Raw genomic sequence first — 19211 nt, forward strand, 5'->3', positions numbered from 1 at the left:
TAACGAGAGCTATAAGTTGAGAAAATGCTCAGGGCGAAAATGATGTTGATACCGACACCTGGCAAGCTCTCTAACTGAGCCACGATTTGAACGCAACAGCTTGAAATCGCCTTTGTCAGCGCCTCAGCCAGCTGCTCGCCGACCATTACGACACAGCTCTACGCAAGTCATAGCTGATCGACCCCGACTAAATGCCAGCCCTTTCAAGGTCTTTGGAGACCGGCCATTCCTAGCTGATACCAGCCCGATGAGGCCAAACACTATCCCTGTGGCGAGCGGGCTTGCCCCGCGTTGGGTTGCGAAGCGACCCTAAAAGGAGGAATGCGGTGAGTCAGGCACTCTTCGGCTGCTGTTTTTGGGGCTGCTTCGCAGCCCAACGCGGGGCAAGCCCGCTCGCCACAGAGTACTTATCGCCTGTTCTGCATAAAGACCTTGAAAGGGCTGCGACTAAATGCCCAATGCGTTCCTCAGCAGTCCTCTCAGAATTTTTAGCGACTCTCAAATGCCGCCATGTATGTACGCGGTGAGTAATACGCATGGGCCGCGCGTTAACTGTGCGAGATGGGCAAAGCCATATTGGATGACCTGACGCAGGCGATGACGCCTGGCAGTCAAGCGCACATCACTCAAATTTGGGCTTGCTCGCGAAGGCGGCGTGTCAGGCAATATACCCTTGGCTGAACGACCGCAATCGCGGGCAAAGCCGGCTCTTACATTTGAATTGCGCCGGGCACTGGATCTACACGTGCCACAATAGATGTAGGGCCAGCTCCCACATTTGAATCTCGGTGTATCCGGCTAAAGGGGCGGCGCTGACATCAAACCGTCATCTCTCCACCACCGTCCTGCCACATTCCCTCGCTACTGTCCTCGCCAATGAGATCGATCTCAAGCGAGACACCATGACTGACCTGAAAGACGTCGCCCGACTGGCAGGCGTATCCCGCGCCACTGCCGCGCGCACCTTTGCTTCCCCCGACCAGGTGCGCCCGACCACCCGCGAGCAAGTGTTTTCCGCCGCCCGTGAGCTGGGCTTTCGGCCCAACTTGCTCGGCCGCCAACTGCGCCTGCAAACCACCCAGCTGATTGGTGTGGTGGTGCCCAACCTGTTGAACCCGGTGTTCGCCGAACAATTCCAGGCCATGGAGCGCGCCGCGCGGTTGCGTGGCTACAGCCTGTTGCTGGCGACCACCGACTACAGCAGTGAGCGCGAATGCATCGTGGTCGAAGAACTGTTGCGCCAGCGTGTCGATGGGCTGGTGCTGACGGTCACCGATGCCGAAAGCAACAGCGTGCTCAGCAGCCTGAACACCGAAAAAACACCCTTCGTGCTGGCGTACCACCAACCGAGTAACCCCAATTACAGCGCCGTGTCGGTCGACAACCGCGCGGGCATGGCCATGGCCACGCGGTACCTGCTCGACACCGGGCACCGGCGTATCAGCATGGTCGCCGGGCCTGCGTTGCAGTCCGACCGCGCGCGCCTGCGTTACGCAGGCTATTGCGACGCGATGAACGACTACGGCCTCGATAGCCGACCGGTGATCGAAATGCCGGCGCATACCCAGGCCGAATTCACCGCCATCGCGCCTTATCTGCAAGGTCCGCAGGCGCCCACTGCATTGGTCTGCTCCAACGATTTTCTGGCGATCAGCCTCATTGCTGAACTGCGCCGCAACGCCTGGAACGTGCCCGAGCAACTCTCGGTGATGGGCTTCGACGGCATTGCCCTCGGCACGCAGATGCACCCGACCCTGTGCAGCGTGGTGCAGCCCATCGCGCTGCTCGCCAGCACGGTGATTGATCAACTGCTGGCGCAAATCGCCGGCAACGTCCCGATTTCCCACTGCCTGCCTTGCCATATCCGGCCCGGCGAAAGCACTCAACCCCATGAGGAGACGCCTGATGCGCGCGTTCAGTAAAACCCTGGCAGCCGTGCTGCTGTGCGGCGTGGCCAGCCTGGCCCAGGCCGCCGAGACTGCGATTTGCTACAACTGCCCGCCGGACTGGGCCGACTGGGGCACCCAACTCAAGGCCATCGCCGCCAGCACCGGCGTGCACGTGCCGCTGGACAACAAGAACTCCGGCCAATCCCTGGCCCAATTGGTGGCCGAGAAAGCCGCGCCGGTGGCCGACGTGGTGTATTACGGCGTGACCTTTGGCTTGCAGGCGCAAAAAGCCCAAGTGGTCGATACCTACAAACCCAAAAACTGGGAGCAGATTCCCGCCGGCCTCAAAGACCCGGCCGGCCACTGGTTCGCGATTCATTCCGGCACCCTGGGCATCATGGTCAACGTTGATGCGCTGGGCGGCCTGCCAGTACCGCAAAGCTGGGCCGACCTGCTCAAGCCTGAATACAAAGGCATGGTTGGCTACCTGGACCCGTCCAGCGCCTTCGTCGGCTACGTCTCGGCAGTCGCGATCAACCGCGCGTTGGGCGGCGACCTCGACAACTTCGCCCCGGCCATCGACTACTTTCAGAAGCTGGCAAAAAACGCCCCCATCGTGCCCAAGCAAACCGCCTATGCGCGGGTGCTGTCCGGTGAGTTGCCGATCCTCGTGGACTACGACTTCAACGCCTACCGCGCCCGCTACAAGGACAACGCCAACGTCGCCTTTGTGATTCCCAAGGAAGGCAGCATCAGCGTGCCCTACGTGATGAGCCTGGTGGCCAACGCACCGCACCGCGCGAATGCCGAAAAGCTCCTCGATTTTGTGCTGTCCGACGAGGGCCAGGCACTCTGGGCCAAGGCCTACCTGCGCCCGGTGCGCCCGATGAAGATGCCGGCCGAGGTTGCCGCGCAGTTCCTGCCCGACAGCGACTACGCCCGCGCCGGTGTAGTGGACTACGAGAAAATGGCCGCCGTGCAGGAAGCCTTCGCCGCCCGTTACTTGAGCGAGGTGAAATAAGTGAACAGGCACGCCGCTTGGGCGTTGGCCCCCGCGTTCGCCGTGCTGCTCGCGTTCTGGCTGTTGCCGTTGGCCCACTTGATCGTGCTCGGCACGCAAAGCCGTGACGACAACGGCAGCGGTTACTGGCAGGTGCTAAGCAGCGCGCAGTATGTGGGCAGCCTGGGGCAAACGCTGGTGCTGGCCGTGGTGGTGACGCTGGTCGCCTTGTTGATCGGTGGCATCAGCGGCGTATTCCTCGCCCGCCAGCAGTTCTTCGGGCGCTCGGCGCTGGTGGCATTGCTGACATTCCCGCTGGCGTTTCCCGGCGTGGTGGTGGGCTTTCTGGTGATCCTGTTGGCTGGGCGTCAGGGCCTGTTCGCCGCCCTGGGCCTGCAACTGGCGGGTGAGCGCTGGATTTTCGCGTATTCATTGGCGGGGCTGTTCGTGGGCTACCTGTACTTCTCGATTCCTCGGGTGATCCTCACCGTGATGGCTGCCTGCGAAAGCCTCGATCGCAGCCTCGAAGAGGCCGCGCATTCACTCGGGGCAGGGCATTGGCGCGTGGTGTGTGACGTGATCGTGCCCGGCCTTGCGCCAGCGTTGGCGTCGTGCGGGGCGATCTGTTTTGCCACGTCCATGGGCGCCTTCGGCACGGCTTTTACCCTGGGTACACGGCTCAACGTCACCCCGGTGGCGATCTACAACGTGTTCACCAACTACGCCAACTTTGCCGTCGCCGCTGCGCTCTCGGTGGTGCTCGGCGCGGTGACGTGGGCGGTGTTGCTGCTCACGCGCCGCCTGGTGAAAAACGCGGGGACCGTCCTGTGAAGCGCTCACCGTTGTTCGTGATTCAACTGCTGTTCACCACGCTGGTGTGCGCCTTCATGTTGGTGCCGGTGGTGATGTCGCTGCTCGCCGGGCTGACCCGAAATTTCTTCGTCGGCCTGTCCAGCGGCCTGACGTTCGATTGGCTGATTCAGGTGTGGCACGCCTATTCGCCCACCGTGTGGCTGTCACTGCAACTGGCGCTGGCCTGCGCGGTGTGCGTCTGCGTGATCGGCGTGCCGGCGGCCTACGCCCTGGTGCGCATGAATAACCGCTTCAGCCGCGCCTTCGAGGAATTGATGGTGCTGCCGGTAGCAATGCCGGGGTTGGCGAGTGCCTTGGCGCTGCTGTTGACCTACGGCCAGTTCGGCAGCTTTCGCAGCAGTTGGCTGTTCATCCTCGTCGGCCATGTGCTGTTCACCTTGCCGTTTCTGGTACGGCCGGTGATGGCGGTGATGCAACGCCAGCAACTGCCGGTGCTGGAAGAGGCGGCGGCCAGCCTCGGCGCGGGGCCGCTCAAGCGCTTTTTCAGCGTGGTGGTGCCCAATTGCCGCGCGGGGATTCTGGCGGGCGTGCTGATGGTGGTTACCTTGTCCCTGGGTGAATTCAACCTGACCTGGATGCTGCACACGCCGATGACCAAAACCTTGCCCGTGGGCCTGGCCGACAGCTACGCCTCGGCGCGCCTGGAAATCGCCAGCGCCTACACCCTTATCTTTTTGCTGATGATCGTGCCGCTGTTGATCGCGTTGCAGGCCATCAGTGCTCGTTTGTCCCGTGGAGAGCGTCGATGACCGCTATCACTATCCGCCTGCAAGGCTGTCGCAAGGCGTTCGCCGATGGCACCGTTGCCGTGCACGACTTGAACCTGACCGTCGAAGGCGGCGAAACCCTGGCCATTCTCGGCCCATCGGGCTGCGGCAAAACTACGACGTTGCGCCTGATTGCCGGCCTGGAACGCCCGGATGTCGGCCAGGTGTTTTTCGGTGAACAGGACGTGACGCGCCTGCCCATCGAACGCCGCGACGTGGGCATGGTGTTCCAGAACTACGCGCTGTTTCCCAACCTGGATGTGGCCGGCAACATTGTCTACGGCTTGAAGGTGCGCGGCATCGCTGCGCCCGAGCGCAACAAGCGCTGCGAAGAGTTGCTGGAGTTGGTGGGGTTGCAGAACCACGGCAAGCGCAGCATCCATGAATTGTCCGGCGGTCAGCGTCAGCGTGTGGCGTTGGCTCGCGCCCTGGCGCCACGGCCCAAAGTGCTGCTGCTGGATGAACCGTTGGCCGCCCTCGACGCGCAGTTGCGTGAGCGCCTGCGCAGTGAGCTGGACCAGTTGCTGCGCGGCCTCGGCATTACCTCGGTATTCGTCACCCATGATCAGGGCGAAGCCATGGCCCTGGGGGACCGCATTCTGGTGATGGAGCAGGGCCGTGTTGCGCAGCTGGCCAGCCCACGCGAGATTTACCAGCAACCGGCCAATGCGTTTGTGGCGGGTTTCGTCGGCAACCTCAATGCCTTCGCGGTGCTTGGGCAGTCAGCCACTGGCCTGAAAGTGTGCGGCGGCGAATTGCCGTGGCATGAAGCCAACGTGCCGAACACCCTGTACTGCCGCCCCGAACACTTGCGTGTGATGGAGCGCGAAGGGCACTTGCACGGCCATCTGGTTGCGCAGTTTTTCCAGGGCGCTCAAAGCCGTCTGCTGGTGGACGTCGGCGGCCCGCAACCGTTGTTGGTCGACAGCCACGACAACCACCTTTACAGCGTCGGCGCGCCCATTGCCCTGGCCGTTGCGCCGCACATGTTGTTCACCCTGAATGCCTGAGAATTTATGTTGAATCGTCCCTTTGTTGTCGCGCACATCAGCGACCTGCACCTTAAAGCCGGCCAGCGTCTCACCTATGGCGTTGTCGATACCCTGGGCGCGCTGCGCCGTGCCGTCGACCACCTGAACGCCAGCCAGCCCCGGCCCGACATCGTGGTGATCAGCGGCGACCTGGTGGATTTTGGCCGCGCCGATGAATACGCCGTGCTGCACCCCGAACTCGCGCGCCTGCACATGCCTTGCTACCTGGTGCCCGGTAACCACGACACCCGCGGGCCAATGCTCGATGCGTTCCGCGATCACCGCTACTTGCCCGCGTCGGCCGAGGCGCCGCTGGACTGGGTGGTGGATGAGCATCCGCTGCGCCTGATCGGCCTGGATTCGACCATTCCCGGCGGCCATGGCGGGCAGTTGTCGGGCAGCCAATTGCAGTGGCTGGACGAGCAATTGGCGCTGCGCCCAGACACGCCGACCTTGTTGATTCTGCATCACCCGCCGTTTATCAGCGGCATCGGCCACATGGACCGCGAACCCTTCATCAATGCCGCTGGTTTGGAAACAGTAGTCGCCCGTCATCCGCAAGTGGAACGCCTGCTGTGCGGTCACTTGCACCGACCGATGCAGCGCCGATTCGGCGGCAGCGTGAGTTGTGTGTGCCCCGGCACCTCCCACCAGATCGTGCTCGACCTGCAAGCCACCGCGCCCGCGCATTTCAACCTCGAGCCGGCGGGGTACTTGCTGCACCGGTGGGACGGGCAGGGGCTGGTTAGCCATAACGGCGTGTTTGGGGAGTATGCGGGGCCGTATCCGTTTTATGACGCAGGTGGGTTGATTGACTGAGGCTCACCTCAGGCATTTCCCATGAGTAGCCGTGTCATCAGCCACTTCATGAAAGCCGCAGCGCAGATAAAACGCGGCGGCCTCGGGGGTGTCGGTAGACAGGCGTGCGTGATGAAAATGCGCGGTGGCATGTTCCAGCAGGTGTTGCACCAATGCCTTTCCCACCTGGCAGCCGCGCTGCGCAGGGGCCACATACACCCGGCGAAGGCGAGCAACGTCGGGGCCGACATAGGGATCACGGGAAACACCGCCAATCGCAATCAACTCGCCGTGCCGGAAAACGCCCAGCAGGCATTCTCCCGGTTTATCAAACCGATTTGTTTGGTTTTCCCATTCAGTGATCAGCCGCGTCAGAAACCGGAAACCCTCCGCGATAGCCTGCGCCTCCAGCAAAGCGACCTCTGCCGGAAGCGCATCCAGCCGTTGTACCGAGAAGCCCTGATCCATACTTGCTCCCTGAACACTTCCCCTGTGGCGAGGGAGCTTGCTCCCGTTGGGGCGCGCAGCGGCCCCTCGCATTGACGCCGCAATTTACCTGACTCACCGCGTCGGCTGATCTTGGGGCTGCTGCGCAGCCCAGCGGGAGCAAGCTCCCTCGCCACAGTGCCGGGAGGGTTATGCCACCCGGTTTCTGCCTGCGGCCTTGGCTTCATACAACTGCATATCTGCGCGCTTGAGCAGCCCCAGTGAGTCGCGGTCTGAAGGTTCGGCGATGCCGACGCCGATGCTCACGGTGAGTTGGCCCACTTGCGGAAAATTCGCCGCCGCAATGGCCGCGCGGATTTTTTCCGCGACCACCTCCGGGCTGTCCGGCTCTTCGACTTCCGGCAGCAACACCGCAAACTCCTCACCGCCGTAGCGCGCCACAAAGTCGGTGGCGCGGGTGGTGCTTTCGATCAGCGCCGCGAGTTGGCACAGCACGTCGTCACCGACTGCGTGGCCGTAGGTGTCGTTAACGCGTTTGAAGTAGTCGGCGTCGATCAGCAGCAGGGCGAAGGTGCGGCCGGTGCGCTGGAACAGCAGGCTATTCTCGGCGAGTTTTTCATCGAAACGGCGGCGATTGTAGACGCCGGTCAGAGCGTCGTGGGTGGCCAGTTTCAGCAACTCGGCATTGGCTTGGGTGAGATCGGCGGTGCGCTGCACCACGGTAGCTTCCAGGGACGCGTTGGCTTCTTGCAGCTCGCGCTCCTTGTTGAGCAGTGACTGGGTCATGCTGCTGATGGACTGGCCCAGTTGGGCGATTTCCAGTACCGCGTGCTCTTGGGGGAATACCGCGCCGGGTTTTTGCTCCTGCACCTGTTTGGCCGACCGGGCCAGCCGCTCGATGGGTTTGCTCAGGGTCAGCGACAGGTAATAAGCCACCACGGTGATGAGGATGGCCGCCAGCACGCCGAGTATCAGCAATTTGTTCAGCAGTACCCGCGCCGGTTGCAGTGCGATGTCCAGCGGTTGGCGCACCACGATGTACCAGGACAGGTTGGCGTTGGACGGGCTCGGCACGGCAACAGACGCGCTGACGTAACTTTCATCAGTGGTCCAGCCGGACGGCGAGTTCAGGCTGTCTTTTTGCATTTGTTGGCCGGCGAGCGTCTCGGGGTAGAGCACCTTGCCGTCGAAATCGATGATCAGCGCCTGAAGATCGTGCGCAGTGTCTTTTTGCATCACGGCCGAATCAACGATCTGCGTCACCCAGTTCCAGTGCGCGTGGGCGCCGAGCACGCCAATCGTATTGCCGTTGGCGTCTCGAATCGGCGCGGCGAAGTCGATAAAGCGCAGCGGTTCGCCATTCTCCGAGCCGGGCAGCAGCTTGGCGAGCAACACGGCTTCGTGGGGATCACCGGTGTATTCGCCACGCATGCCCGCCTTGAACCACGGGCGCTGTGCAACCGACTGGTTGACCAGCAAACCGTTCACCGCCTGGCGCACACCGCCTTCGGCGTCAGCCACGCCCATCCACGCGTACTCGGCGCGCGATTGGGTGCGCAGTTGCATCAAGGTCATGATGTCGGGGTCGTCAAAATTGCCCCGGCGAAACAACGGCGCCTTGCTCAGCAACGACACTTCCAGCTGACGCTCGCGCAACTGCACGGCCAACAGCGCGGCGCTGGAGCGGGCGGTACTGAGCAGGGCGTTGCCGCTGGCCTGCTTGGCCTGTTCCGTCGCGATATGCCCGACGTAAAAACCCACCGTGAGCAGGATGAGTAAGGATAAACCGGCAAACCACAGGGTCAGGTGAGTACGCAGACTGGCTTTGAGCATGGGGCACTGTCTTGGCGGTGAGTTATTGCATGGTAGGCACAATGCCAGCAGCGGTGCCAGCGGTGGCGGCCACAAACGTACAAGATTCTCCGATCCAGTTGTTCAGTCCCGAGGGCATCGTGGCGGTGCTGCCAATACCGCGATCTATGTGCATGCCATCCAAACATGAATGGATTTTGTGATGATCTGGAATAAAATGAGTTTGTCTCACGATGGAAGGCTGTCGACAATGGGGCCTATAAACGTACCTATTGGAGTTGTAAGTCATGGCAGTCGCTCATTCCCTTGGATTCCCGCGCATTGGACGCGACCGTGAACTGAAAAAAGCGCAGGAAGCGTTTTGGAAGGGCGAACTCGACGAAGCCGGCCTGCGCGCCGTGGGCCGTGACCTGCGCAAGGCCCATTGGGACCTGCAAAAAAACGCCGGTATCGAGTTGCTGCCCGCCGGTGATTTCGCCTGGTACGACCAAGTGTTGACCCACTCGCTGATGTTCGGCGTAATCCCCGAGCGTTTTCGCCCAGCCGACGGCAACGCCACGCTGCACACGCTGTTCGGCATGGCGCGTGGCGTCAGCGACAGCGGCTGCGGCGGTGCCCACGCCCAGGAAATGACCAAGTGGTTCGACACCAACTATCACTACCTCGTGCCTGAATTCAGCGTTGACCAGCACTTCCATCTCGGCTGGGACCAGCTGTTCGAGGAAGTGCAGGAAGCCCGCGACCTCGGCCACACTGTCAAGCCCGTGGTGATCGGCCCGCTGACGTACCTGTGGCTGGGCAAGGCCAAGGGCGGTGACTTCGACAAACTCGACCTGCTCGACCGCTTGCTGCCGCTGTATGGCCAGATCTTCCAACGCCTCGCCGAGCTGGGCGTGGAGTGGGTGCAGATCGACGAGCCGATTCTGGTTCTGGACCTGCCGCAGGCGTGGAAAAACGCGTTTGAGCGTGCCTACAACCAGATCCAGCGTGACCCGCTGAAAAAGCTGGTGGCCACCTACTTTGGTGGCCTGGAAGAGAATCTCGGCCTGGCGGCAAACCTGCCGGTGGATGGTCTGCACATCGACCTGGTGCGTGCGCCGGAGCAATACCCGACCATCCTTGACCGTCTGCCGGCTTATAAAGTGTTGTCTCTGGGCATAGTGAATGGCCGTAACGTCTGGCGCTGCGACCTGGAAAACGCCCTGGCGACCTTGCAGCACGCCCATGAGAAATTGGGTGATCGCCTGTGGGTCGCGCCGTCTTGCTCCTTGCTGCACAGCCCGGTGGATGTGAGCCGTGAAGACGCGCTGGATGCCGAGCTGAAAAGCTGGCTGGCGTTTGCCGTGCAAAAGTGTGCCGAGGTGTCGGTGTTGGCTCACGCCGTCGATCAGCCTGAAGCGCCGAAGGTGCTGGCGGCTCTGGCCGAAAGCCGCGCCGTGCAAGCTGCCCGCGCTGCCTCGCCGCGTATTCACAAGCCAGCCGTGCAAGCCCGGGTTGCGACGATTACTGCCAAGGACAGCACGCGGCATTCGCTGTTTGCCCAGCGCATAGAGAAGCAACGTGCCGGCCTTAACCTGCCGCTGTTCCCGACCACCACCATCGGCTCGTTCCCGCAAACCGCGTCGATTCGCCTGGCACGTCAGTCATACAAGGCCGGCAAGTTGAGCGAAGCCGAATACGTCGAAGCCATGCACAGCGAGATCAAGCACGCCGTTGAGGTGCAGGAACACCTCGGCCTGGACGTGCTGGTGCACGGTGAAGCCGAACGTAACGACATGGTCGAATACTTCGCCGAACAACTCGACGGCTACGCGTTCACCCGTTTCGGCTGGGTGCAAAGCTACGGTTCGCGCTGCGTGAAACCGGCGGTGATCGTCGGTGACCTCAGCCGCCCGAAGGCCATGACGGTGGAGTGGATCCGCTACGCCCAAGGCCTCACTCACAAGGTGATGAAAGGCATGCTGACCGGCCCGGTGACCATGCTGATGTGGTCGTTCCCGCGCGAAGACGTGAGCCGCGAAGTGCAGGCGCGCCAGCTGGCGTTGGCGATTCGTGATGAAGTGCTCGACCTGGAAGCTGCCGGCATCAAGATCGTGCAGATCGACGAGGCGGCCTTCCGCGAAGGCTTGCCGTTGCGCCAGGCGCAGTGGCAGCCCTACCTCGACTGGGCCACCGAAGTGTTCCGCCTGTGCGCCTCGGGTGTGCGTGACGAAACCCAGATCCACACGCACATGTGCTACAGCGAGTTCAACGACGTGATCGAGTCGATCGCGGCGATGGATGCCGACGTGATCACCATCGAAACGTCACGTTCGGACATGGAGCTGCTCGACGCGTTCGAAGCCTTCGCCTACCCGAACGACATCGGCCCCGGCGTTTACGACATCCATTCGCCACGGGTGCCGGAGGCTTCGGAAATGGCTGATTTGCTGCGTGAAGCCGTCAAGCGAATTCCGGCAGAGCGGTTGTGGGTTAATCCGGATTGCGGCCTGAAAACCCGTGGCTGGGCGGAGACGGAAGCGGCGTTGATTCACATGGTCACCGCCGCCCGGCAACTGCGTGGCGAATTTGCCTGATACAACCCCTGATCTTTGTGGCGAGCGGGCTTGTTGTGGAGGGCTGGCTTGTTTTGGCAAACGGGCCTGTTGTGGCGGGCTGGCTTGTTGTGGCGAGCGGGCTTGCCCCGCGTTGGGCTGCGAAGCGGCCCCAAAGCCAGCCAACCCATTCTGTCTGATGTTTTGCATGAGCCTGAATGGGGCTGCTTCGCAGCCCAACGCGGGGCAAGCCCGCTCGCCACAACAAGCTCGCCCTCCACAACAGGGCAGCCCTCCACAACAAGCCCGCCCTCCAAAACAGGCCCGCTCGCCACAACCGGGCCTCTCAGCAAAGGGTCTGCCAGGCAAAACCAGTCGATGCCATCGCAGGCAAACCCGCAAAAATCCTAACCCTCGGCAGGCGCCAGGTCCCGCTTCACAGCCGCCGTACGAAAACGCCGCAACCCCTTGAGATCCACCGCCCAACGCAACGCCTCGGTAGCCGAAGGCCGCGGCCCGTTAGTGATCGCTTGCTCATCCTCACCCAGCGCACCCAGGTATCCCTGCGCACCACCGCGCTCGCTCCAGTAATGAGTATGGCTAAACCACGACCGCGCGAGCCAACCCTTCCACCTACCCACCGTCACCGGCAAATCCAACACACCGTTGCCCATCACCGGTTTCACTGGCCCGCCGACGATATCGCCAAATAACCCATAAGGCGCCGGAAAATACAGGTTCGTCCACCGCGTTACGGCAAACGCCGCCGCATGATGCAAATACTGCGCAGTGAAGGGCTGTTGCCCGAGCATCACCGGCTGGCGCGCATTGTAGCCGTACCCGTTGGTGTCCTCCGTCGGCGGGCAAGCCGGCGCTTCGCGTCGTTCAATACGCCGCTTAAAATCGCTCACGCTGCGCCCAAGCAACAAGCTCGCATGGGCCATCGGGCTGCCCACCGTCACAAGATCGGTAATGCGCCACCCATTCCCTAAACCGCGCTGCTCGATAAAGGCTTGCGCCTGCATTTCCCGAAATTTCAGCGTGCTGCTCAAACTGCCGTCAAGCGCAGCGCCGGCCTTGTGCAGCGCGTCCTTGACCACCGGTTGCAGCAACTCCCCGTTGGCGTATCGCGCCGCCAACTCAAGGTTGCTGGGAATCACTTTGGTCAACTGATCATGGTACTCATGCCACAAGTAACCGACGATGTCGTAGGCAATCACGCTGCCCAGACTGTGGCCCACCACAATGATGCGGTCGTAGTCGCCTTTGTTGTGCAACGCGCGCAGCAACTCCACGCCATCGGCACGAATTTGCTCACGCACCATTACGTTCTGCGGGTTGGGGCTGAGGTAACGCGCCGCGTCGCCCAGGTAAGACAGCGCGGAATAGCGCAGCCCCAAGCCAATGGCGCCCAGCAGCAGCGGGACGAAAGCGAAGGGGTTGGCTTCATGGTCGAACTGGCCCCACACCGTGGCGAGGGTGCCCGTAGCAATCAGCAGCAACAGCACCATCAGCGTCCAGCGCGTGGTACGCCAGATCGGCACGATGGCGTCGGGAATATCCCGGCGCGGGCGCTTGAAGATGTCCCACAGCCAGCTCAGAAGATGGCCGACCTTGGTGCCCTGCATTTTGTGCGCCCAGTAATACTCGTAGAAATCCGTACTGGTGCGCCCGGATGACTTCAACACGCGCAGGTCGAAATTGCGCGAGAGGCGGTCCGGCTTGCTCCAGTAGAAGGGCGTACCGTCCGGCGTGTCTGCCGGGATCATGGCTTCGACGAAGCTGCGCAAGGTATCCATCGGGCGCTGTTCGCCGATGCCGTGGATGACGACAACTGCTTGTTTCATGAGGTAATCATTCCTTGAGTACGACAAGCGGCGGGGCGATGTCGCAGAGTAGCCAGTCGCTATGATATTGCCATTACTGTCGCCATTCCCGCCAGGAATGCCCCCATAAAAACCGCGCATTGTCTTTCTGACCGCCGATCTCGTAGCGTGGGCTTCTACTCAAGGAGACCCGCCATGAACCGACCTTCTTTGCGCCTGTACGTCGATGCCCAATTCACCAGCCCCTACGCGATGGCGGCGTTTGTCACCCTGCGCGAGAAAGGCCTGGCGTTCGACACGCTGACCGTGGACCTCGACACCGCGCAAAACCAGACGCCAGCATTTGCCCAACTGTCGTTGACCCGGCGCGTGCCGACCTTGGTAGACGGCGACTTTGCGTTGTCGGAATCTTCCGCGATTTGCGAATACCTGGAACAGGTGTATCCCGACACGCCGGTGTACCCGGCCGACCCGAAACAGCGGGCGAGGGCGCGACAAGTGCAAGCGTGGCTGCGCAGCGATTTGCTGCCGATTCGCCAGGAGCGTTCGACGCTGGTGGTGTTCTACGGCCAGAGAATGCCGCCGCTGTCACCCGTGGCGCAGGCCGCTGCGAACACGCTGATCAACGCGGCGCAGGTGCTGTTGGCGGGCAACCCTGCATACCTGTTTGGCGAGTGGTCGATTGCTGACGTGGACCTGGCCGTGATGCTCAATCGCCTGATTCTCAATGGCGACCGCGTGCCAGCCGAGTTGGTGGACTACGCGCAGCGCCAGTGGCAGCGGCCTTCGGTGCAGGAATGGGTCAGTCAGCGACGCCCGGCACTCTGAGGCTTGACGCCTCTTGCTCCACACGCCGGTCCAGGTCTTCCCAATCGGCCATGCCCAGCACGCGCATGGTGTTCAGGCCACGCAGGTAACCGCGCAATTGTTGGGCGCTGGCGTAGGCTTGTTCCGGGGTGGCCGCCTCATCCAGCAACACGGTTTCGTAGTCGACCAGGTAATCGGCGACCCGCTCGCGAAACTCCGGCAATACGGCTTCGCGGATGCGGTCGAAGGTTTTCTGGTGGGGCTTCATGGCGGGTCCTTATCGGTTTTATGGGCGCACTATCGCTTCAGATAATAGTCACCATCACGCAACGCAAGTTCTGTTTTTACGCCAAAAGCGCAGAATCACCTCCATCGAGACGCTGCTCAAGGAACTGCGCGATGAGGACGATTTTCCAGCTTGGCTTAATGATTGTGATGCTCGGCACTGCGGTGCTGGCGAACTCGGCGATTGCCGGTGATCTGCGTACGGGCCATTTGCTGCCCCTCGTCGGTAGCGTAGACTCCTTGGCGCGCGCGCAGTCGGTGGGTGTGCTGTACAGCGAAAACACCCGCGACAACCTCAGCTACCTTGAACGCTACCATGCGATGGCCTTGAACGGCGCCAGGAATGAGCTCGACGGGCGCATCCGCGAGGCGTTTGTCGACAGCTCCGATCCGGAGTTGGCCATTGATTGGTTAATGAATTCGTTGCAGGGCACGTTTCTGTCGGTAACGGTTTACAGCAGCCTGGACGAACTGGTGCAGGCGCACCCGGACGTGGTGGTGATGCTCGATACCCACAACCAGTTGCTGACCCAGCGCAACGACGTGGTCGAGGCCAGGTTTACCGCGCGGTTCTACGACGCGGACCTGCAATACATCGCCAAGGCAGAAGGCTCGATGCACAAGCAGGTGGCCTCGGTTTGGGTGCATGACAAGGCGGCCCCGGAAATTGCCGCGCAAATTGAACAGCAGCGAGATGTACAGCTCGATGCCTTGAAGCAGTTCGACGCCTCGCTCAAGGCGTTGGTCCGCGAAGGATGACACGCGGATTGATCTGAACCCCATTGGCTTTTTTCAGGAATGTTTATGCGCTCTTTTTTCGTCCCGGCTGCGGTTGTTACTTCTTCGTTGCTGACCGGTTGCATCACCGCTCCAAATGCTCCAAGCCTGACCCTGCAAACCGACAAGACGCCTGACGCTTATGTGCAGTGCGTGGTGCCCAAGCTTGAAAAACACGGCATCACCGCGACCGTCACGCAGAACTCTCGCCACGTTAAGGTGGTGTTGACCAGCAAGATTGCTGCCGATGATGTGCTGGAGGCCTACAAGTCCCAGGACGGCACCAAGGTGTTTTTGTATGAGCGCAAGCCGCTTGCGTCGGCGATCAAGCCGTCGCGGCTGGAGATGTCGGCTCAAGCCTGCCAGTAACCCACATCAAAATGTGGCGCTTTTGTGGCGAGGGAGCTTGCTCCCGTTGGAGTGCGAAGCGCTCCCGGATTTTTGGGGCCGCTACGCAGCCCAGCGGGAGCAAGCTCCCTCGCCACACAAACCTACTCCCCACGTGTTGTGTGATCTAAGGTTTTGCTTCGTTGCTGAAGCTGTTCACGGTGTTGACCAGCCCTTTGGCCGCCAAGGCCACCAACTCTCCGCCTTTTTCCACCGTCGCCAGCGCCGGGTCTGAGCCCATGCGGCCGTCGGGGAAGCGGGCGCGGAAGTCCAGGGCTTCGCGGATCGGCCCGGTGTTGGCGATTTGTGGCGAGTAGTCGGCTGACTTGATCGAGCCTGGGTACGCCCACTGCGTCACGGCGATTTCCGACGGCGTGGCATGGCTGCCATGGCCGACCGGGAATTGGCGGTGGGCCAGTTCGTTGACGCCTTCCAGGTCCCACCAGTTAACCAGCTTGAGCGCAAAGCCAGCCGGGCGACGGGCGAAGCTTGCTTCGGCGTACAGCTCGGAAAACGCCGCTTCAATGGTCGCGACGTTGCCGCCGTGACCGTTCAGAAACAGGATCTTCTCGAAACCATGCCCGGCCAGCGAACGCACCCAGTCGCCAATCGCGGCGATAAAGGTGGAAGGGCGCAGCGAAATGGTGCCGGGAAAGCCAAGGTGATGCTGGGCCATGCCGATGTTGAAGGTCGGGCCGATCAGGATGTCGGCGTTTTTCTGCGCCTCATGGGCGATGATTTCCGGGCACATCCAGTCGGTGCCCAGCAAACCGGTGGGGCCGTGTTGCTCGTTGGAACCGATGGGGATCACCACCGTGCGGCTGCGTTCCAGGAATTGACCGATCTCGATCCAGGTGGACGTGTGTAGAAGCATGAGTCGCTCTCTTTTATCGGTGGGACAGGCTAACCACCACGCAGTGTACGACTACTTGCCACTTGTTGGGGCTTGCAGTTCAAGTACGTCGACGACTTCAGCCAGCGCTGGTCCGGGTACCACGAAAACATGAACTGCCCATCCTTGAGCTTGTCCACCACTTGACGCGCAACTTGTGGGCGCACGGCGGGGCAACCCTGGCTGCGACCGATACGGCCTTCGCGCTTGCTCCAGGCCGAGTTTACGTAGTCGGCAGCGTGGATCACCAATGCGCGGTCGCGGGCTTGGTCGTTGAAGCCGGGCTCCAGACCGTCCATGCGCAGTGAGTAGCCATGGCTGCCCAGGTAACTTTCCTGAGTACGGAACAGGCCCAGGCTGGATTGGTGGCTGCCTTCGAGATTGGAGAACTGTGTGGCGAAGTTCTCGCCGGAGTTGGCGCCGTGGGCGACTAGGTCGCGCAGCACCAGGGTCTGTTTGCGCAAGTCAAAGATCCACAGCCGACGGGCGGTCGAAGGCTGTGAATAGTCAATCACGGCCAGGCGCTCCGAGCGTTCCTCGCCATTATTGACGGCGCACTGCACGGCGCTCAGGGCGCTTTTCAGTACGGTGGGATTGAGTTCTGGAGCCGAGCGCGCCAGGCTGCTATACAAAGTAGGTGGGTTACCATTGGCGGCGAGCGCAGAATTGCTCAACACAGCCAAGCTTAAGGTGATAAAACCCAGGCGGCACATAAAAGTCAGCATCTACAGAGCGTCCCCCGCTGTGGATTGGAGCAGAGCTAATTGTTCAAAAAACACGCATGTTACTTGAGCCTTTGCCTGCTCGTTGCACCACTGGTCGCGACAGCCGATGAGTTGCCGACCGAGCAGCCCATGGAGGCTGTGCCGCTTGTCGCCATTAGCCCGGTGCAGCAGGCCCTTGGGCAATTGCTCAGCGTTTGCCCAAGCCTGGCCCCACACATCGACGCAGTCGCCCAATCGCGCTTGCAAGCCTTCTACCAGCTACAAGGTGATGTGCCGCTGTGGTCCGCCGACGATCGCCGCCAGGCCTTGCAAGCCCAGTTGCAGTTATTGGCCGACGACGGGCTGGACCCTACCCACTATAGCCTGCCTGCGCCGGATGCCACGGCCAACGTGCTGTGCAGCGATATCGACGTGAGCCGCCAGTACCTGCAAGCCCTGCAGGATTTGCACTTCGGACGCTTGCAGCAATCGCGCTTTGAACCGCTGTGGCATTCCCAACCGCCCACCCGCGACCCCAATACCGAGGTGCTGGCCTTTGCCGCCGTCGGTATGCAGGACATGGCCCAAGCCTTTGAACAGGCGCGTCCCAGTGCCGACCTCTATCGCAGTTTGCGCAATGCCTATTCCAGCGTGCGCCTGCAGCCGTTGCCGCATTGGGACCCGGTCGCGACTGGCCCGTTGCTGCGGCCCGGCATGGAAGACCCGCGCGTGCCGGAACTGGCGCGACGCCTGGTCAGCGGCGGCTACCTGGACAAGGCGCCGGCTGGCGGCGGCAGGCAATACCGCGACGAGCTGGTCAAGGCGGTCAAGGCGTTCCAGCTTAGCCACTCGTTGCAAGCTGACGGCGTTATTGGCGCGGGCACCGTGGCTGAACTGAATATCAGCCCGACGGTGCGCCGCGAACAGCTGCGCATCAACCTTGAACGCTTCCGCTGGCTGGCCCAGGACCTGGAGCCGGAAGGCGTGCTGGTCAACGTTGCCGCCGCGCAACTGAGCGTTTATCAGAGCGGCATTCCGGTGTGGCAGACCCGCCTGCAAGTCGGCCGTGCCGAGCGCCAGACGCCGCTGCTTAAGTCACGCATCACCCGGCTGACGCTCAACCCGACCTGGACCATTCCGCCGACCATCATGCGCGAGGACAAACTCCCGGCCATCCGCCTCAACCCCGAATACCTGCGCCAGCAAAACCTGCAAGTGCTCGACCCCGAAGGCCGCCCGCTGGCCCCCGAGCAAATCGACTGGGCGCACCCCGGCAACATCCTGCTGCGCCAGGAAGCCGGCCCGCGCAACCCGCTGGGCAAGATCGTGATGCGTTTCCCCAACCCCTACTCGGTGTACCTGCACGACACACCCAGCCAGCCGCTGTTTACCAAAGGCCCGCGCGCGTTCAGCTCCGGTTGCGTGAGGGTTGAGCAGCCGCTGTTGCTGCGCGACCTGCTGGTAAGCCCGGCCGAACGCACCCGCACCGACGAATTGCTCGCCACCGGTGTCACCCACGAATTTAGGTTGGCCACCCCGGTGCCGGTGCTGCTGGGTTACTGGACGGTGGAAGTCAACCGCGACGGCGGGCTGGTATACGCCCCGGATATTTACGCCCGGGATTTGGTGCTGATAAAAGCGATGGGAAGTGTGCTGTAAGCCGCACACTCCCTTCGATGGCAAGTGAGCTTGTTGTGGCGAGCGGGCTTGCCCCGCGTTGGGCTGCGAAGCGGCCCTAACCCAGGCGCTGCGTTTCTTCAGTTGGAATGTGTGCTTAGGGTTTGGGGCGGCTTCGCCACCCAACGCGGGGCAAGCCCGCTCGCCACAACAGGCCTGCTTACCACGACAGATCCGCTCACCACAGCAAGTCAGGTTGGCAGAGGGTTGAGCCGTGCCAGGAGAATTTCCAGCGACTGGGCTGGCGTTTTCAGGGAGGTGTCGATTGTCAGTGGCGGCTTGTCCCACACTTCGTACTCATGGGCAAACACGGATTGCCAACCTGGCGGCTTCAGCCCGGGAATATCCCCTGTGCGTGCTTCTACACGGCGCTGATGCTCCAGTCGATCAGAGCAAACCACCTGAATATCCAGACATTCAACACCCGCCATGGCAGCGGTAGCCTTCCATGCCTCCCGGCTCTCCCTGACTGGATTCACGCAGTCCGCAATCACCTTCTGCCCCAAGCGCAAATTACTCAGCGCAAGTGCATTCGCCACCGCGTACCCACTGGCGCCAACATCCCCCGCCAATACACCGGCATCCCGTAGCGCCTGCTCGATCACGTCGATGCGCAGGTAAACCGCGCCTGTGCGTTGCGCCAATTCGCGGGCGATTGTGGTTTTGCCGGTGCCGGGCAGGCCGCTGAATACGATGAGCATCGTC

General features: G+C 61.9%; 18 protein-coding genes and 1 pseudogene. 12 read left to right on the forward strand and 7 right to left on the reverse strand.

Going from position 1 to position 19211, the window contains the following annotated elements; all coding sequences use genetic code 11:
• Positions 1–504: 504 nt before the first annotated feature.
• The 7 genes and pseudogenes from Q7C20_RS17350 to Q7C20_RS17380 all read left to right on the forward strand — a co-directional run.
• Positions 505–609 (forward strand): annotated as a pseudogene (locus Q7C20_RS17350) (DUF3077 domain-containing protein); the annotation flags it as partial.
• A gap of 293 nt (positions 610–902) precedes the next feature.
• Positions 903–1922, forward strand: coding sequence for a LacI family DNA-binding transcriptional regulator (locus Q7C20_RS17355; RefSeq protein ID WP_348059582.1), 1020 nt, complete (start codon positions 903–905; stop codon positions 1920–1922).
• Entirely contained in the window at positions 1906–2910 is a 1005-nt protein-coding gene (locus Q7C20_RS17360) for an ABC transporter substrate-binding protein (RefSeq protein WP_375069010.1), read from the forward strand. Before Q7C20_RS17355 ends, Q7C20_RS17360 begins: the two co-directional genes overlap by 17 nt.
• Complete coding sequence (locus tag Q7C20_RS17365; RefSeq protein ID WP_375069011.1) at positions 2911–3720, forward strand: ABC transporter permease; 810 nt, start codon at positions 2911–2913, stop codon at positions 3718–3720. It begins immediately after the preceding gene.
• Positions 3717–4511: an ABC transporter permease gene (locus Q7C20_RS17370; protein WP_375069013.1), complete on the forward strand. Its 795-nt coding sequence runs from the start codon at positions 3717–3719 to the stop codon at positions 4509–4511. The genes Q7C20_RS17365 and Q7C20_RS17370 overlap by 4 nt, the downstream gene beginning before the upstream one ends.
• The gene (locus Q7C20_RS17375) at positions 4508–5539 is read left to right on the forward strand and encodes an ABC transporter ATP-binding protein (protein ID WP_375069015.1); all 1032 of its coding nucleotides are present in this window, start codon (positions 4508–4510) and stop codon (positions 5537–5539) included. Before Q7C20_RS17370 ends, Q7C20_RS17375 begins: the two co-directional genes overlap by 4 nt.
• 9 nt (positions 5540–5548) lie before the next feature.
• On the forward strand, positions 5549–6379 hold the full coding sequence (locus tag Q7C20_RS17380; RefSeq protein WP_375069089.1) for a phosphodiesterase: 831 nt from the start codon (positions 5549–5551) through the stop codon (positions 6377–6379).
• 3 nt (positions 6380–6382) lie between these two features.
• Here the strand turns inward: Q7C20_RS17380 and Q7C20_RS17385 are convergent, their stop codons facing one another.
• Complete coding sequence (locus Q7C20_RS17385; protein WP_375069017.1) at positions 6383–6826, reverse strand: GNAT family N-acetyltransferase; 444 nt, start codon at positions 6824–6826, stop codon at positions 6383–6385.
• Positions 6827–6994: 168 nt separating this feature from the next.
• Positions 6995–8638, reverse strand: a complete 1644-nt coding sequence (locus Q7C20_RS17390; protein ID WP_375069019.1) for a diguanylate cyclase — start codon at positions 8636–8638, stop codon at positions 6995–6997.
• Between the two features lie 266 nt (positions 8639–8904).
• Here Q7C20_RS17390 and metE point away from each other — a divergent pair, with 266 nt between their 5' ends.
• Positions 8905–11193, forward strand: a complete 2289-nt coding sequence (gene metE / locus Q7C20_RS17395; RefSeq protein WP_375069021.1) for a 5-methyltetrahydropteroyltriglutamate--homocysteine S-methyltransferase — start codon at positions 8905–8907, stop codon at positions 11191–11193.
• 365 nt (positions 11194–11558) lie between these two features.
• Here the strand turns inward: metE and Q7C20_RS17400 are convergent, their stop codons facing one another.
• Entirely contained in the window at positions 11559–12998 is a 1440-nt protein-coding gene (locus Q7C20_RS17400) for a hypothetical protein (RefSeq protein ID WP_375069022.1), read from the reverse strand.
• 174 nt (positions 12999–13172) lie between these two features.
• On the opposite strand from Q7C20_RS17400, the gene yfcF reads away from it, so the two are divergent.
• Positions 13173–13805 (forward strand): glutathione transferase, encoded by a 633-nt coding sequence (gene yfcF, locus Q7C20_RS17405; protein WP_375069024.1) that lies wholly within the window; start codon positions 13173–13175, stop codon positions 13803–13805.
• Here the strand turns inward: yfcF and Q7C20_RS17410 are convergent.
• Positions 13780–14052 carry a hypothetical protein gene (locus Q7C20_RS17410; RefSeq protein WP_348059565.1) on the reverse strand — a complete coding sequence of 91 codons (273 nt, stop codon included), beginning with the start codon at positions 14050–14052 and terminating at the stop codon, positions 13780–13782. The two genes, yfcF and Q7C20_RS17410, sit on opposite strands and share 26 nt — an antisense overlap.
• A 131-nt stretch (positions 14053–14183) precedes the next feature.
• On the opposite strand from Q7C20_RS17410, the gene Q7C20_RS17415 reads away from it, so the two are divergent.
• Together Q7C20_RS17415 and Q7C20_RS17420 are read left to right on the forward strand one after the other, a co-directional pair.
• Positions 14184–14828, forward strand: coding sequence for an ATPase (locus Q7C20_RS17415; RefSeq protein WP_375069026.1), 645 nt, complete (start codon positions 14184–14186; stop codon positions 14826–14828).
• 45 nt (positions 14829–14873) lie between these two features.
• Positions 14874–15215, forward strand: coding sequence for a hypothetical protein (locus Q7C20_RS17420; RefSeq protein ID WP_375069027.1), 342 nt, complete (start codon positions 14874–14876; stop codon positions 15213–15215).
• Positions 15216–15360: 145 nt separating this feature from the next.
• Here the strand turns inward: Q7C20_RS17420 and Q7C20_RS17425 are convergent, their stop codons facing one another.
• Together Q7C20_RS17425 and Q7C20_RS17430 are read right to left on the reverse strand one after the other, a co-directional pair.
• Complete coding sequence (locus Q7C20_RS17425) at positions 15361–16107, reverse strand: creatininase family protein (RefSeq protein ID WP_375069028.1); 747 nt, start codon at positions 16105–16107, stop codon at positions 15361–15363.
• A gap of 29 nt (positions 16108–16136) precedes the next feature.
• Entirely contained in the window at positions 16137–16850 is a 714-nt protein-coding gene (locus tag Q7C20_RS17430) for a murein L,D-transpeptidase catalytic domain family protein (RefSeq protein WP_348059557.1), read from the reverse strand.
• Between the two features lie 39 nt (positions 16851–16889).
• On the opposite strand from Q7C20_RS17430, the gene Q7C20_RS17435 reads away from it, so the two are divergent.
• A complete protein-coding gene (locus tag Q7C20_RS17435; protein WP_375069031.1) occupies positions 16890–18488 on the forward strand; it encodes a murein L,D-transpeptidase in 1599 nt (532 codons plus the stop codon).
• Between the two features lie 209 nt (positions 18489–18697).
• On the opposite strand, the gene Q7C20_RS17440 is transcribed toward Q7C20_RS17435, so the two are convergent.
• Positions 18698–19207, reverse strand: a complete 510-nt coding sequence (locus Q7C20_RS17440) for an AAA family ATPase (protein ID WP_375069033.1) — start codon at positions 19205–19207, stop codon at positions 18698–18700.
• Positions 19208–19211 lie beyond the last annotated feature (4 nt).

It is taken from the genome of Pseudomonas sp. AMR01, assembly GCF_041946035.1.
GTDB classification, from domain to species: Bacteria; Pseudomonadota; Gammaproteobacteria; order Pseudomonadales; family Pseudomonadaceae; genus Aquipseudomonas; species Aquipseudomonas antarctica_B.

Excerpts from the sequence above, each read along its gene's own strand:
- Q7C20_RS17355 (WP_348059582.1), top strand. The coding sequence starts at position 903 with ATGACTGACCTGAAAGACGTCGCCCGACTGGCAGGCGTATCCCGCGCC.
- Q7C20_RS17360 (WP_375069010.1), top strand. The coding sequence starts at position 1,906 with ATGCGCGCGTTCAGTAAAACCCTGGCAGCCGTGCTGCTGTGCGGCGTG.
- Q7C20_RS17375 (WP_375069015.1), top strand. The coding sequence starts at position 4,508 with ATGACCGCTATCACTATCCGCCTGCAAGGCTGTCGCAAGGCGTTCGCC.
- Q7C20_RS17385 (WP_375069017.1), bottom strand. The coding sequence starts at position 6,826 with ATGGATCAGGGCTTCTCGGTACAACGGCTGGATGCGCTTCCGGCAGAG.
- Q7C20_RS17390 (WP_375069019.1), bottom strand. The coding sequence starts at position 8,638 with ATGCTCAAAGCCAGTCTGCGTACTCACCTGACCCTGTGGTTTGCCGGT.
- metE (WP_375069021.1), top strand. The coding sequence starts at position 8,905 with ATGGCAGTCGCTCATTCCCTTGGATTCCCGCGCATTGGACGCGACCGT.
- Q7C20_RS17400 (WP_375069022.1), bottom strand. The coding sequence starts at position 12,998 with ATGAAACAAGCAGTTGTCGTCATCCACGGCATCGGCGAACAGCGCCCG.
- yfcF (WP_375069024.1), top strand. The coding sequence starts at position 13,173 with ATGAACCGACCTTCTTTGCGCCTGTACGTCGATGCCCAATTCACCAGC.
- Q7C20_RS17410 (WP_348059565.1), bottom strand. The coding sequence starts at position 14,052 with ATGAAGCCCCACCAGAAAACCTTCGACCGCATCCGCGAAGCCGTATTG.
- Q7C20_RS17415 (WP_375069026.1), top strand. The coding sequence starts at position 14,184 with ATGAGGACGATTTTCCAGCTTGGCTTAATGATTGTGATGCTCGGCACT.
- Q7C20_RS17420 (WP_375069027.1), top strand. The coding sequence starts at position 14,874 with ATGCGCTCTTTTTTCGTCCCGGCTGCGGTTGTTACTTCTTCGTTGCTG.
- Q7C20_RS17425 (WP_375069028.1), bottom strand. The coding sequence starts at position 16,107 with ATGCTTCTACACACGTCCACCTGGATCGAGATCGGTCAATTCCTGGAA.
- Q7C20_RS17430 (WP_348059557.1), bottom strand. The coding sequence starts at position 16,850 with ATGCTGACTTTTATGTGCCGCCTGGGTTTTATCACCTTAAGCTTGGCT.
- Q7C20_RS17440 (WP_375069033.1), bottom strand. The coding sequence starts at position 19,207 with ATGCTCATCGTATTCAGCGGCCTGCCCGGCACCGGCAAAACCACAATC.